16 protein-coding genes are annotated in these 12,741 nt (G+C 68.2%); 9 read left to right on the plus strand and 7 right to left on the minus strand.

Annotated features, from left to right (window positions below; translation table 11 throughout):
- Positions 1-56 precede the first annotated feature (56 nt).
- The 4 genes from A4249_RS12855 to A4249_RS12870 form a co-directional block, all read right to left on the minus strand.
- Positions 57-890, minus strand: a complete 834-nt coding sequence (locus A4249_RS12855) for a S1 family peptidase (RefSeq protein ID WP_066553224.1) — start codon at positions 888-890, stop codon at positions 57-59.
- Positions 891-902: 12 nt separating this feature from the next.
- Positions 903-1,343: a DUF350 domain-containing protein gene (locus tag A4249_RS12860; RefSeq protein ID WP_017506264.1), complete on the minus strand. Its 441-nt coding sequence runs from the start codon at positions 1,341-1,343 to the stop codon at positions 903-905.
- A gap of 111 nt (positions 1,344-1,454) precedes the next feature.
- Positions 1,455-2,615: a 23S rRNA (adenine(2503)-C(2))-methyltransferase RlmN gene (gene rlmN, locus A4249_RS12865; RefSeq protein ID WP_066553234.1), complete on the minus strand. Its 1,161-nt coding sequence runs from the start codon at positions 2,613-2,615 to the stop codon at positions 1,455-1,457.
- An 81-nt stretch (positions 2,616-2,696) separates the two neighbouring features.
- On the minus strand, positions 2,697-2,996 hold the full coding sequence (locus A4249_RS12870) for a DUF6356 family protein (RefSeq protein WP_055807241.1): 300 nt from the start codon (positions 2,994-2,996) through the stop codon (positions 2,697-2,699).
- A 173-nt stretch (positions 2,997-3,169) separates the two neighbouring features.
- Between A4249_RS12870 and A4249_RS12875 the strand changes: the two genes are divergently transcribed.
- Positions 3,170-4,501 (plus strand): trypsin-like peptidase domain-containing protein, encoded by a 1,332-nt coding sequence (locus A4249_RS12875; RefSeq protein WP_197458387.1) that lies wholly within the window; start codon positions 3,170-3,172, stop codon positions 4,499-4,501.
- A gap of 320 nt (positions 4,502-4,821) precedes the next feature.
- Positions 4,822-5,157 carry a DUF2794 domain-containing protein gene (locus A4249_RS12880; RefSeq protein WP_066553255.1) on the plus strand — a complete coding sequence of 112 codons (336 nt, stop codon included), beginning with the start codon at positions 4,822-4,824 and terminating at the stop codon, positions 5,155-5,157.
- Positions 5,158-5,210: 53 nt separating this feature from the next.
- Here A4249_RS12880 and A4249_RS12885 read toward each other — a convergent pair whose 3' ends face one another.
- Positions 5,211-5,960: a Bax inhibitor-1/YccA family protein gene (locus A4249_RS12885; protein WP_066553258.1), complete on the minus strand. Its 750-nt coding sequence runs from the start codon at positions 5,958-5,960 to the stop codon at positions 5,211-5,213.
- A 130-nt stretch (positions 5,961-6,090) separates the two neighbouring features.
- Between A4249_RS12885 and thpR the strand changes: the two genes are divergently transcribed.
- The 4 genes from thpR to mmcB are packed head-to-tail and all read left to right on the plus strand — an operon-like array spanning position 6,091 to position 8,282.
- Positions 6,091-6,630 (plus strand): RNA 2',3'-cyclic phosphodiesterase, encoded by a 540-nt coding sequence (gene thpR, locus A4249_RS12890; protein ID WP_066553261.1) that lies wholly within the window; start codon positions 6,091-6,093, stop codon positions 6,628-6,630.
- The gene (locus A4249_RS12895; RefSeq protein ID WP_082854158.1) at positions 6,627-7,211 is read left to right on the plus strand and encodes a GNAT family N-acetyltransferase; all 585 of its coding nucleotides are present in this window, start codon (positions 6,627-6,629) and stop codon (positions 7,209-7,211) included. Before thpR ends, A4249_RS12895 begins: the two co-directional genes overlap by 4 nt.
- Positions 7,212-7,268: 57 nt before the next feature.
- Complete coding sequence (locus A4249_RS12900; protein WP_066553264.1) at positions 7,269-7,793, plus strand: lipocalin family protein; 525 nt, start codon at positions 7,269-7,271, stop codon at positions 7,791-7,793.
- A gap of 45 nt (positions 7,794-7,838) precedes the next feature.
- Positions 7,839-8,282, plus strand: a complete 444-nt coding sequence (gene mmcB, locus A4249_RS12905) for a DNA repair putative endonuclease MmcB (protein ID WP_066553266.1) — start codon at positions 7,839-7,841, stop codon at positions 8,280-8,282.
- On the opposite strand, the gene A4249_RS12910 is transcribed toward mmcB, so the two are convergent.
- Positions 8,279-9,061 carry a C40 family peptidase gene (locus A4249_RS12910; RefSeq protein WP_066553269.1) on the minus strand — a complete coding sequence of 261 codons (783 nt, stop codon included), beginning with the start codon at positions 9,059-9,061 and terminating at the stop codon, positions 8,279-8,281. The two genes, mmcB and A4249_RS12910, sit on opposite strands and share 4 nt — an antisense overlap.
- 142 nt (positions 9,062-9,203) lie before the next feature.
- Between A4249_RS12910 and A4249_RS12915 the strand changes: the two genes are divergently transcribed.
- Positions 9,204-9,725, plus strand: a complete 522-nt coding sequence (locus A4249_RS12915; protein ID WP_066553271.1) for a hypothetical protein — start codon at positions 9,204-9,206, stop codon at positions 9,723-9,725.
- Between the two features lie 3 nt (positions 9,726-9,728).
- Here A4249_RS12915 and A4249_RS12920 read toward each other — a convergent pair whose 3' ends face one another.
- Entirely contained in the window at positions 9,729-11,114 is a 1,386-nt protein-coding gene (locus tag A4249_RS12920) for a leucyl aminopeptidase family protein (protein ID WP_066553273.1), read from the minus strand.
- Between the two features lie 85 nt (positions 11,115-11,199).
- Between A4249_RS12920 and A4249_RS12925 the strand changes: the two genes are divergently transcribed.
- Both A4249_RS12925 and A4249_RS12930 read left to right on the plus strand, forming a co-directional pair.
- Entirely contained in the window at positions 11,200-12,036 is an 837-nt protein-coding gene (locus tag A4249_RS12925) for a tetratricopeptide repeat protein (protein WP_066553275.1), read from the plus strand.
- Positions 12,037-12,078: 42 nt separating this feature from the next.
- On the plus strand, positions 12,079-12,738 hold the full coding sequence (locus tag A4249_RS12930; protein WP_066555178.1) for an HAD-IA family hydrolase: 660 nt from the start codon (positions 12,079-12,081) through the stop codon (positions 12,736-12,738).
- Positions 12,739-12,741 lie beyond the last annotated feature (3 nt).

The following is a 12,741-nucleotide window of genomic DNA, read 5'->3' on the forward strand; positions in this document are numbered from 1 at the left end:
CTTGGCGCCGAATTGCACGCCATTGCACGCTTTTCGTCGGGTGCAATTTCCGTCCGCTAGGCCGACAGACACACCACCTGGGCCACACGCAGGTCGCGCCTCAGGCGGTTGGACACCTGGCCGTAGTCTTCGGTCGTGATGGCCTGGCCGCGCGCGTCGTCGGCTGGCGTCTGTTCGCCGCGGATCGCCGGACCGAAGGTCTCCGGCGCCGTCGTATAGATCCGGCCCCGCCTCGGCGCCTCGGCGATGGTGACGCCCACGACGCGGCCCTGCGCATCCAGGGCCGGCGCGCCGGACAGGCCTGACAATGTGCCCTCAAGCCCGTTGGTGCGCCCGACCTCGGCCCAGGACAGCACCGGCTCGTCGCGCGCGCCGCGCCCGAAGACCTTCAAGGTCTCGCGCCCCAGCAGGCGAGACGTCACCTCGCCGGGACGCCCTTGAGGAAAGCCTGGATGAAAGGCGCGCTGGCCCTTGCGCAGGGGCGCCTCGACCGCGACCGGCAGGGCCGCCGGCCCGCCGTCGGTGATCAGCAAGGCGACGTCGGCGCGCGGCGCCAGACGGACGTCGGCCGCGACCGCCCGCCCCTCGCCGACCACCAGCGCCGGCTTGCGGCACCCCTCGACGACATGGCGGGCCGTCACCCAGCGCCCCCGTCCTGCGATGGAGAAGGCCGTGCCCGACGACGGCTTGAACGGCGCCTCGCCCGCATCGACGGTGACGGCGGCGTCAAAGGGGGTGATGGGACCTAGCAGGGCGCCCTCGGCGCCATCGGACCCCGCCTCCGCGACCGGCGGCGCATCGGCGTTCTCGCGTCGCCCCAGAGACACCGCCAGAAACACGGCCGCCACCGCTCCATAGATGGCCCAGTCCGGCAGGCGGGGAAACTGCATCGCTCCGGCCGATCAGCCGGTCAGCGCGGCGGACAGGATGACGGCCGTCGCCAGCTTAGCGCCCAGCAGCACCACCGCCGCCGAAATCTCGCCGTGGCGGATCCGCTCTGGCAGGCCCGTCAGCAGCAGGTCCACGACCCGGAAGGCCAGAAGCTGCAGCACCACGGTCGCCACGCCCCAGATGGCGATGTCGCGCACCGAGGTCGACACCGACAGCGACACCGCCAGCGGCACCGCCAATCCCACCAGAATGCCGGCGAAGGCTATGGCGGCGGCGACATTGCCTTGACGGATTAGGGCGACCTCCTTCCACGGCGTCAGCAGCGCATAGACCGTCGCCCCCGCCGCGAGCAGCAGCAGGGTCACGATCAGGTGCATCACCATGACCGGGAAGCCCGAGGCGAAAGCCTGCACCTCGGCGCTGGAAAGGACGTTCGACAAGGACGGGTCCATACCCAGACGCCTTGCCCGATTGTCGCCCCAATCCGCAAGCGCGCCGGGGACACACTGCGTGACATTATGTGTCCGAAGGTTGTGCCCTCTCATCAAGAGAGGACACGAGGATCAAGCCGCCGCCTGTTCCGCCTTACGCAGAGCAGAAGCCCTGACCTTTTCGCTTTCGGACTTCAGCTGGCCGCAGGCGGCCAGGATGTCGCGGCCGCGGGGGGTGCGGATGGGCGAGGCGTAGCCGGCCTTGTTCAGGATGGCGGCGAAGCGCTCGATCGTCTTCCAGTCCGAGCATTCGTATTCGACGCCGGGCCAAGGGTTGAACGGGATCAGGTTGATCTTGGCCGGAATGCCCTCGATCAGCTTCAGCAGGGCGCGCGCCTCTTCGGGGCTGTCGTTGACGCCCTTCAGCATGACGTATTCGAACGTCACCCGCCGCGCGTTCGACAGGCCCGGATAGGCCCGGATCGCCGCCATCAGCTGGTCCAGCGGGTACTTCTTGTTCAGCGGCACCAGCACGTCGCGAAGCGCGTCATTGGTGGCGTGCAGGCTGATGGCCAGCATGGCCGCCGTTCGGTCGCCCAAGGCCTGAAGCTGCGGCACCACGCCCGAGGTCGAGACCGTGATCCGACGACGCGACAGGGCGATGCCCTCATTGTCCGAGATGATGTCGATGGCGTCGGCGACGTGGTCCAGATTGTAGAGCGGCTCGCCCATGCCCATGAAGACGATGTTGGACAGGCGCCGGTCTTCCTTGGGCGACGGCCATTCCTCAAGGTCGTCGCGCGCCACCTGGACCTGGGCCACGATCTCGGCGGCGGTCAGGTTGCGCACCAGCTTCTGCGTGCCGGTGTGGCAGAAGGTGCAGTTCAGGGTGCAGCCGACCTGGCTGGACACGCACAGGGCGCCGGCCCGGCCCACGTCGGGAATATAGACGGTCTCGATCTCGATGCCCGGCGCGGTGCGGATCAGCCATTTGCGCGTGCCGTCCTTGGACACCTGGCGTTCGACGACCTCGGGGCGCGCCAGGGTGAAATGCTCGGCCAGCTTGGCCTGCATGTCCTTGGCGACATTGCTCATGGCCGAAAACTCGGTCACGCCATAGTGGTGGATCCAGCTCCACACCTGGCTGGCGCGCATCTTGGCCTTCTCGGGCGGACAGACGTTCGCGTCGATCAGGGCCTGTCGCAGGCCGGCGCGCGTCAGACCGCTGAGGTTGACGGGGGCCTTGACGGCGGGCGCGTTAGAGACGCGCGAAAGATCGAGCGTGATGCTCAAGGCGGCGATCCTGCGTGAGGTTGAGCCGGGCTATATAGCACGGATCCCGGCGATTGCATGGCCGCGGCGGATTCGACCGCCCTAGAGCCCCACGTCCCAGACGCCGGCGTCGCGCATCCGCGTCTCACGCGCCTCCTCGGCCCGACCGCCCATGTCCTTGGCCATGCTGCGGATCGCGGTCGAGACGGTGGCCTTGTGCACGCCCGGCACGATCGCGTGGGCGAAGGCGGCGCCCGCCAGACCCAGCAGCTTGAAGCCGAAACCGGCCGAGGCGACCATGTGCTGGAGATAGGTCTCGTCGACCTCGCGCGGATGGTCGCGGAACAGGCGGTCGAAGGCGGTCGAACCCGAACGGCGGCGGTCGATCGTCGTCTGACTCATGGCGGCGGCCTTCCCTGTTTTCTCAACATCCATGGTCACGCCGGACGGCCGACGACGCAACCCCCATCGTGATCTGTTCATTGGACGTGACCGACACGCCACCTGCCCGCTTCAGACCCATCGTCAGAAACGAAAACTCGGTCTAGGGTCGGCGTCCGATCAAGGAAATGCCCATGCCGATCCGCCTTTCGCCCGCCTCTTCCATGGCCGTCGCCCTGGCCCTGATGGCCTCGGCGACGCCGGTGCTGGCGCAATCCGGCGCGGCAGGCCTGCCCTATGACGCCCGGCGCGGCGTCTTCAGCTTCTCGTCGGGGCTCGAGGGCTCGCTTCCGGCGGTGGTTCAGGTCACGACCCTGGGCCAATCGCGTGGTCCAAGTTCGGACGCGGCCGATCCCAAACCCTACGCCTCCGGCTCCGGCGTCATCGTCGATGCGGCCGAGGGGCTGGTGATCACCAACAATCACGTGGTCGAGGGCGGGCGTAAGTTCACCGTCGATCTGACGGACGGCCGCCTGTTCGACGCCGTGCTCGTGGGGGCGGACAAGGCGACCGACATCGCCGTGCTGCGCATCACGCCCGACGGTCGACCGCTGAACCTCAAACAGGTCCAAACGGTGGATTCCGACACCCTGCGCACCGGCGATCTGGCCTTCGCGGTCGGCTATCCGCTGGGCCTGGACCAGACCCTGACCATGGGCGTCATCTCGGGCCTGAACCGCTCAGGGCTAGGCGATGCGGTCGAGGACTATATCCAGACCGACGCGGCCGTGAACTCGGGCAACTCCGGCGGGCCGCTGCTGGACAGCCGGGGCCGGCTGATCGGCATCAACACCTCGATCCTGTCGGGCGGTCTGGGCGGGGGCAATGACGGCATCGCCTTCGCCGTGCCGACGCGGATCATGCTCTACGTCGCCGACCAGTTGAAGAAGAACGGCGAGGTCAAGCGCGGCGCGACCGGGGCCATCTTCGGCTCGCTGAACGCCGAGCGCGCGCGCGAACTACATCTGGGCATCGTGCGTGGGGCCGTCGTCGCCGATGTCGCGCCAGGATCGCCGGCCGAACGCGCGGGCCTGCGCCATAACGACGTGATCACCCGGATCCAGGGCCGCCCCGTCGCCAACGCCGGTTCGGTTAACGCCACCATCGGCATCGCCGCGCCGGGCTCGGACCTCAGCGTCTCCTATCTGCGCGCAGGACGCGAAGCGACCACGTCGCTGGCGGTCGAGACGCCCGCTGATCAGCCCGTGATCGTTGGGGCCCAGTCGGTGCTGGCCTATGGGGCGACGCTGCGAGACCAGGACGGCGGCGCCCAGGTCACGGCCGTCGCGGCCGGCTCGCCCGCCGCCCAGGCCGAACTGACGGCCGGCGATGTGATCACCGCCATCGCCGGCGCGCCCGTCGCCGATGCTCGCGCGGCCGCGATCGCGCTACAGGGCGCCTCGGGATCGGTCGAGGCGACCGTGCTCAGAAATGGAGAGGCCCTGAACCTGACCCTGTCGCTCTAAGGCAGGGTCAGACGCCGACGGGCGCTGTCTGGCAAGCTCCAGACAGCGAAACGCCCGCCTTGCCAGGGAGGGGGAGGGGAAAGGCAGGGCGGGCGCTCGCTTGGAGGAAGCATCGGCCGCCGGAGCCCGTAACTGGAAACATCCAGGGGGGGCTGGGGGGGCTGTTCAGGATCCGGGACGCTTCCGAACTCCGACGAGCCGATGATCGATATTTCGTTGCGCATACGGGCGGGCGAAGGACCGAAACGGGGCCATTTCGTGTCTGCGTCGATTTCCTGGCCGCCTCTGGCGTGGGGCCGCCAGCGGCCTAAGTTGAGCCTATGAGCCTGAACCCTCACGACACGACGCCGGCGCCCGGCCCCGTCTTCTTCGACCGCCGCGAACTGGACCCGATCCTCAGGGTTTATGGCCGCATGGTCGCGCTGGGCGAATGGCGCGACTACGCCATGGTCGGGCACAAGGATTTCGCCGAGTTCGCCGTTTTTCGCCGCAGCGGCGACGCCCCGCTCTACCGCATCGAAAAGCGCCCCGCCCTCCAGACCCGCCAGGGCCAGTGGGCCGTCATCGGCGAAGGCGGCCAGATCCTGAAACGCGGCCGCGAGCTGACCCAGGTGCTGCGCGTCTTCGACGGCCGCCGGTTTCAGGTGGTAGAGTAGAAACAAAAAGGGCCCCGCGAGGGGCCCTTTCCGTATCCGTCTTTCGACCGATTTCAGTTCCGGTTGCCGCCCATGAAGGCCAGCAGGAATTGGAACAAGTTCACGAAGTTGATGAACAGGCTCAGAGCGCCGAAGCCGGTCGCCACGCCCATCGCGTTCTGGTCGCCGCCCAAGGCGTAGTAGGTCATCTTCAGACGCTGGGTGTCGTAGGCGATCAGGCCCGAGAAGATCAGCACGCCCAGGCCCGAGATGATCAGGTAGAAGGTCCCGGACTGCAGGAACATGTTCAAGATAGAGGCGATGATCAGGCCGATCACGCCCATGATCAGGAAGGTGCCCATGCCGGTCAGGTCCTTCTTGGTCGTATAGCCCACCAGGCTCAGACCGCCGAAGGCCGCCGCCGTCACCAGGAAGGTGGTGGCCAGCGAACCGCCCGTATAGCGCAGGAACAGGATGCCCAGACCCGCGCCGATCGTGGCGACCACGGCCCAGTAGAGCATGTTCACGCCCTTGGCCGTCGGGTTCTTCATGAAGAACATCGAGCCGAACAGCATCACCAGCGGCGAAAACTGGACGATCATGCCCAGGATCGTCAGGCCGATCCGGCCGTCCGCCGTCTGGACGAACAGCAGTTGCTGCACCGCCGGCACATTGCCGGTGACATAGGCCAGGGCGCCGGCGACCACGAGGCCCAGGGCCAGCTTGTTGTAGACGCCCAGCATGAAGCTGCGCAGGCCGGCGTCGACCGACATGTCGGCCGTCTGCGGCAGAGGACGGGCGTAACCGTTGTTGAAATCGCTCATGGCGACGAACTTTCTCCGATTGGCCGGAGAGGCTTCTCCGGTCACAGGCTTTGAATATCGTGAGCCTAGGCCCGCGCTGCAAGGAAAACCGGACTTGGAGGCTTGTGTTCCGGCCGCTACTTTCGGTCGCATGCTTCGTCTGTTCACCGCCCTGACCCTGCCGCCCGACGTCGCAGAGACGCTGAGACGACGGCAATCGGGCCTGCCCGGCGCACGGTGGCGGCCGTTGGACGCCCTGCACGTCACGCTCGCCTTCTATGGCGAGATCGACGAACGCCGCGCCGACGACCTGGCGTCGGAGCTGACGCGCGTGACGGGCGGTCCGTTCGAAATCGCGCTGAAGGGCGTCGGCTGTTTTGGCGACGACCACCGCAGCCATACGCTGTGGGCCGGGGTCGAAACGCCCAATGAGCGCCTGTCGGTTCTCGCCGGGCGCTGCAAGGCCGCCGGAGAACGCGCCGGGATCGGCATGGAGGCGCGCACCTACAAACCGCATGTGACCCTGGCCTATCTGAAAACCCAGACCAATCCCGACCGGCTCGGCGCCTGGGTGTCAGGGCACAATCTGCTGCATTCGCCGCCGATCCGCGTCGACCGCTTCGGCCTGTATTCCAGCGCCCTGACCGACAGCGGCAGCCATTACGAACTGAAACGGGAGTATCTGCTGTGACCACTGACGCATACACCGTGCCGCCCCATGTGACCTTGGGGCCGACGTTGGAGACCGAGCGGCTGATCCTGCGTCCGCCGGCGGTTGAGGACTTTCCCCGCTGGGCCGCGTTCATGGCCGATCCCGAGACCGCCCGCTTCATCGGCGGGGTCCAGCCCGCACCCCAGGTCTGGCGCCTGATCTGCACCGTCGCGGGCATGTGGGCCCTGACCGGAGAGGGGATGTTCTCCATCCTGGAAAAGGAGACCGGCCAGTGGATCGGCCGTATCGGGCCGCTGCACCCCTATGGCTGGCCCGGCCGCGAGGTGGGCTGGAGCCTGCATCGCGACGCCACCGGCAAGGGCTATGCCGTCGAAGCGGCCGCGGCCACGATGGACTACGCCTTCGAGGTGCTGGGCTGGCACGACGTGATCCACTGCATCGCGCCCGAGAACCTGCCCTCGGCGGCGGTCGCGACACGGCTGGGATCACGCAATCGCGGGCCGGGCGCCCTGCCCGAACCTCTCCAGGACATCGCCATCGATCTGTGGGGCCAGACGCGCGACGAATGGGCGATCAATCGGACGCCCCTGAAGCGCTGATCACAACCGAACGCGTCGGCGCGTCGTATCCCTTCCAAACCGAACGAGGATACGCCCATGTTCCGCGCCAGCCTGATCGCCGCCTCCGCCGCCCTCGCCGTCCTGCCGGCGACGGCATTCGCCCAGGCGTCGAACGTCGATCTGAACCGCTTCGACGGCCGATGGTTCGAGATCGAGCGCAATCACAACAACGTCCAGAAGGACTGCAGCCGGGCGCAGATCGACTTCACGCCGCAGGGCGCCGCCGACCGCTACGCCATTGCCGTGACCTGCGTCCGGCGCGTCGATGGCAAGGTCGAGACGCTGCGCGCCAACGCCCGCGTCACCGACACCACGACCAATGCGAAGTTCCGGTTCAGCCTGACCGGCCTGCTCAGCTTCGGCGGCTTGGCGGGCCAGAACTACTGGGTCTATGATCATGCCCCGGACTACAGCTGGGCCATCATGGGTCTGCCGGACAAGTCGAACTGGTGGATCTGGCACCGCAACCAGAATGCCTCGCAGGCTGAGCGCGACCGTATTCTGAGCCGCGTGCGCGCCCTGGGCTTCAGCACCGGCCGCTTGGTCCACACCGGCCTCTAAGGCGCCGCTTGCGATAGGAACGTAGGCGGAACATAAGCTGTCGGCATGTCCGCCGTCGCCCACCTCGAACTCGTCTTCAGCCGTCCCGAGACCACCCTTTCGGTCACGCGCGGCGCGGCGCGGCTGATGATGGACATGGGCTATGCACCGCTTTTGGAAGTCTGCCTGCCCAACGGTCGCCGCGCCGATGTCATGGCGATCGGGCGCAAGGGCGACATCGTCATCTGCGAGGTGAAATCGGGCGTCGAGGACTATCGCGTCGATCGCAAATGGCACGAGTACGAACCGTTCTGCGACGCCTTCTTCTTCGCCGTGGCGCCCGAGTTTCCCCAGGACATCCTGCCCGACGAACCGGGCCTGATCGTTGCAGACGGTTTCGGCGGGGCGGTCGTGCGAGACGCGCCGGTGATCAGCTTGGCGCCCGCCCGCCGCAAGGCGCTGACGCTGGCCTTCGCCCGGTTGGGGGCGATGCGGACCTTGCGGGACTAGAGCCGACGGAAGACGGCGGATGCGAAACCCTCGGCGACCAGACGCGCCTCGACCTCGGCCAGGCTCTCGATCACCACGCCCTTGCCGCCTGTCGCGTGGATGATGCGTTCGCCATCCAGCATCAACGCCGAATGACCGGTCCAGTCCTGATCGTCGTTCGGCGCCAGCCAGACGACGATGTCGCCGCGCTGGAGATCCGATGAAGACGCCGCTCGACCCATCTGGGCCTGTGCGTCCGACCGGCGGGGACCGGGCAGGCCGCATGCCAGCAGGGCCTGCTGCACCAGGCCGGAACAGTCGGTGGAGATCGAAGACCGCGCGCCAGGTTCATGCGGCCTCCCGAGCAACCGCTCGGCCACCGCGACCAGATCCGCCTCGAATGCGCCGATCGGCTTCAGATCGGCCTCGGCCACATCCGTCGCCTCGACCACCAGAGCGTTCAGCGGCAGGGCGGCATCCACGCCGGCGATCCAGTGGGTCGCCAACGGCGCGCCGGCCGCCAAACTGTCCAACACGACCCAGCCGACGACGCCGTCGCGACGCGCCCGGCCCCAGACCCGTCCGTTCGACCGATCCAGGACGTCGAAGACCTCGCCATGCAGAAGCTGGTCGATCCGACCGTCAACGTCGGACAGGATGTCGGCCACGGCGACACGACAATGCATGGCCTCGGTCGCCCGATAGGCGTCTGCGCGCACCAGCCCTTCCAGCGCCTGTTCGGCGAGGTTAGGGCGAGCGAGGCGGTCGCCGGGCGGAAGAAGGTCGAGGACGTCGGTCAACGTGAACTCGCATTGCTGAACCCACAGCCTTATCCCCCGATGGCTTAGGGGCCGTTAACGCGAGACGCTTTTGCGAAAGAAAATCAACAGAACCGCGTTCTCGAAATCACGAAGCCGCCTTGAAGCGTCGCCTGGTCACGCCATGTCGCAGAGCGAACATCATGTCGACGCGTTGGAGGTTCTGGTGCTTTTGTGGCTGTTCTTGCTGATCGTGCTGGTCCTGACGATTGCTGACCAGGGACCTGTCGGGATCGCTCTGAAACGATGGCTCGTGGAAGCGCCGGCGCGCCATCTCTCGCGTCTGACCGCAGGACAGAGGGTGGGCCTTTGTCTGGTCTTGACGCTGGGCGTCGCCGCAATTGTTCTGTTCGAGGCGGATGGCGCCCGAATGTTCGCTTTGGCAGCGCCAGACATGATCGCCTGGGCGCTGATGTTTGACGTGACCGTGATTTTCGATCTGGTCGTGCTAGCCATCAGCCTACGCGCTGTCGCCGGATGGCGTGGCCTGATGCGGCAGCGGGAATTGGCGACCCGCGTTGTCAGCACCGTGTTGGGTCGCATCAGACGCCGCGCACGGTCGCGGGGCGGACGCCTCGGAAAGCCCAGGCCGCCGCGATCCTCGTCCGACGACGCCGAGCCGGAGCCGGGGTTCGCCTTCGCCTGATCGTCAGTCGACGTAGCGCGCCCTGAGCATGGCGTAGCACGCCCTTAGCGCTTGGGCCTCGCCGCCTTCCGGATAGCCGGGGCGGGCGCGGGGGTTCCAGGCGAAGATGTCCATGTGCGCCCAGGCCCCCGTGGTCGGGGCGAACTTTTGCAGGAACAGGGCGGCCGTCACTGATCCGGCCTGGGCCCAGCCGGCCGGGTCGTTCCGGAGATCCGCGATCTCGGCGTCCAGCGCGCCGCGATAGCCGGGCCACAGCGGCATCCGCCACAGGGGATCGCGCACCTGACCCGCCGCCGCCAGCAGCCCGGCGGCCAGGGCTTCGTCGTCTGTATAAAGAGGCGGCAGCTCCGGACCCAGGGCGATCCGCGCGGCGCCGGTCAGCGTCGCAAAGTCCAGCGTCAGGTCGGGTTGGTGCTCGGCCGCCCGTGTCAGGGCGTCGGCCAGGATCAGCCGGCCTTCTGCGTCGGTGTTGCCGATCTCGATGGTCAGACCCTTGCGGCTGTTCAGGATGTCGCCAGGCCGGAAGGCGTCGGCCGACACGGCGTTCTCGACCGCCGCGACGATGACCACCAACCGCACCGGCAGGTCGGCCTGCATCATCAGACGCCCGAGCGCCAGGGCATGGGCCGAGCCGCCCATATCCTTCTTCATATTGCGCATGCCGGCGGCGGGCTTCAGGTCCAGACCGCCGGTGTCGAACACCACCCCCTTGCCGACAAGGGCGACCAGCGGCAGGTCGGTCCGGTCCAGCTTCCAGCCGATCTCGATCAGACGCGGCGCCCGGTGCGGGACGGCGGCGCGCCCCACCGCGTGGACGGCCGGATAGTTGTTTTCCAGCAGGGCGTCGCCTGTGGTGACGGCGATCTGAGCGCCGGCGCTCTCTGCGATCTCGCGGGCGATGGTCTCGATCTGCAACGGCCCCATGTCGGCGGCGGGCGTATCGACCATTTCTCGCGCCAGGGCGCAGGCGGCGGCGATGCGCGAGACCTCTGTGACATCCACCCCGTCCGACGCGACCAGACGCACTGGCGTCCGGTCCGGCCGGGCCTTGTAGCGGTCGAAGACATAGGCCCCTAGCAGGAAGGCCAGGGTCGCCAGTTCCGCGTCCTGGGCGGCGACCTCAAGCCGATACAGACCGCCCGGGAGTCGCGCCGACAGCGCTCGCACGCTCATCGGGTCGAAGGTCGCGCCCGCGCCGACGACCACCTGGCCGATCTCACCGTCCGCGTCCGGCACGACCAACAGCTGGCCCGGCTTGCCTTCGAACCCGTGCAGGGCGCCCCAGCGGCGGGCCGGATCGTTCAGCACGCCGCCCGCCTGAACGAAGCGGATCGGGACGGCGCCGTCGCCGTCTTGGGCGGTAACCAACAGGGGATGCGAGACGGACATGAGGCCCTCGAAACGAAGTTAACCATCGGTTGACGCGAACCGGCGATTCTAGGGCGAGACCTCTAGGACCGTCTGGACCTGACCCATGTCGCGCATGCCCGCCCTTCTCGCAACCGTCGCCCTGATCGCACTGTCCGGCACTCCGGCGCTGGCCGCTGATCCGACGGCGGCGACCGCGGCCCAGGCCCGCGCGCCGTCGTCCGCTGCGGTGCGGGCCACCTATGATCGGATGGACGCCCTGTCGCGCTCGGTCTTCTGGGCCTCGGAGCAGCAGGCCGATCCGACCGACGCCGTGGCGGGCGTGAAACTGGCCCAGGCCCTGCGTGAGCTGGGCCGCTACGATCAGGCGGCCGAGGCCGCGCAGGCGACCCTGACGATCCAGCCCAACAATCTGGACGCCCTGCTGGAGCTGGGTCGCGCCCACATCGCGCGCGGACAGGCCTTTTATGGCGTGGCGCCGCTGGAGCAGGCGCGCGACCTGGCTCCGCGCGATTGGCGCCCCTACTCCCTTCTGGGCGTGGCCTATGAACAGGTGCGTCGCACCGACGACGCCCGCGCCGCCTGGAACCAGGCTCTGGCCCTGTCGCCCGACAATCCCGACGTCCTGACCAATGCGGCCACCGCCGCCTTGACGCATGGCGATGCGCCGGGCGCCGAGACCCTGCTGCGCCGCGCCGTAGCCCAGCCGACCGCTTCGGCCAAGGTGCGCCAGAACCTGGCCATGGTGCTGGGCCTTCAGGGCAAGATGGGCGAGGCCGAACAGATCCTGCGCCGCGAACTGCCGCCCGAACAGGCCGAGCAGAACCTGCAATGGCTGCGTTCGCGCAGCACTGGCGGCGCGGCGACGTCCGGCGGCGGCGCGGCGAGTCCTTCGCCCGCGACCGACACCGCCCGCACGTGGAATTCGCTGCAAGGCGGCTGATCCGCCCGTTGCGGTCTGACCGCCCGCATGGTGGATGAGGCCATGACCGCCCTCCCCGCGTCCCGCGCCTATCAGGCCTTCCTGTTCGACATGGACGGCACCCTGATCACCTCGACCCCGGCCGCCGAGCGCGTCTGGACCCGCTGGGCCGCGCGCCACGGGCTGGATGCCGCCGCCTTCGTTCCCACGATCCACGGCGTGCGCGCCATCGACACCATTCGTCGTCAGAACCTGCCCCATATCGACCTGGATGCCGAGGTCGCCTGGGTCGAACGCGGCGAGATCGAGGACGTGGACGGCGTCGCCCCCATCCCCGGCGCCATCGACTTCGTCAGACGCCTGCCGCCCGACCGCTGGGCCGTGGTCACCTCCGCCTCGATCCCCTTGGCGCGCGCCCGTCTTGAGGCCGCAGGCGTCACCCCGCCAGCCGTCATGGTCACCGCCGAGGACGTCGAACGCGGAAAGCCCGACCCCGCCGGCTATCTGAAGGCCGCCGCGACCTTGGGCTTCGACATCGACGACTGCCTGGTGTTCGAGGACGCCGAGGCCGGCATCAAGGCGGGCGAAGCGGCCGGCGCCGACGTGCTGGTCGTCACCGCCGCCTGGACCCATCCGCTGGAGACCGATCATCCCACTCTGGCGGACTATGCGGATGCGACTTTGGAAGTCCGATCCGATGGGCGTCTCGTCCTGACGCTGTAATCC

The organism is Brevundimonas sp. GW460-12-10-14-LB2 (assembly GCF_001636925.1).
GTDB lineage: Bacteria > Pseudomonadota > Alphaproteobacteria > Caulobacterales > Caulobacteraceae > Brevundimonas > Brevundimonas vesicularis.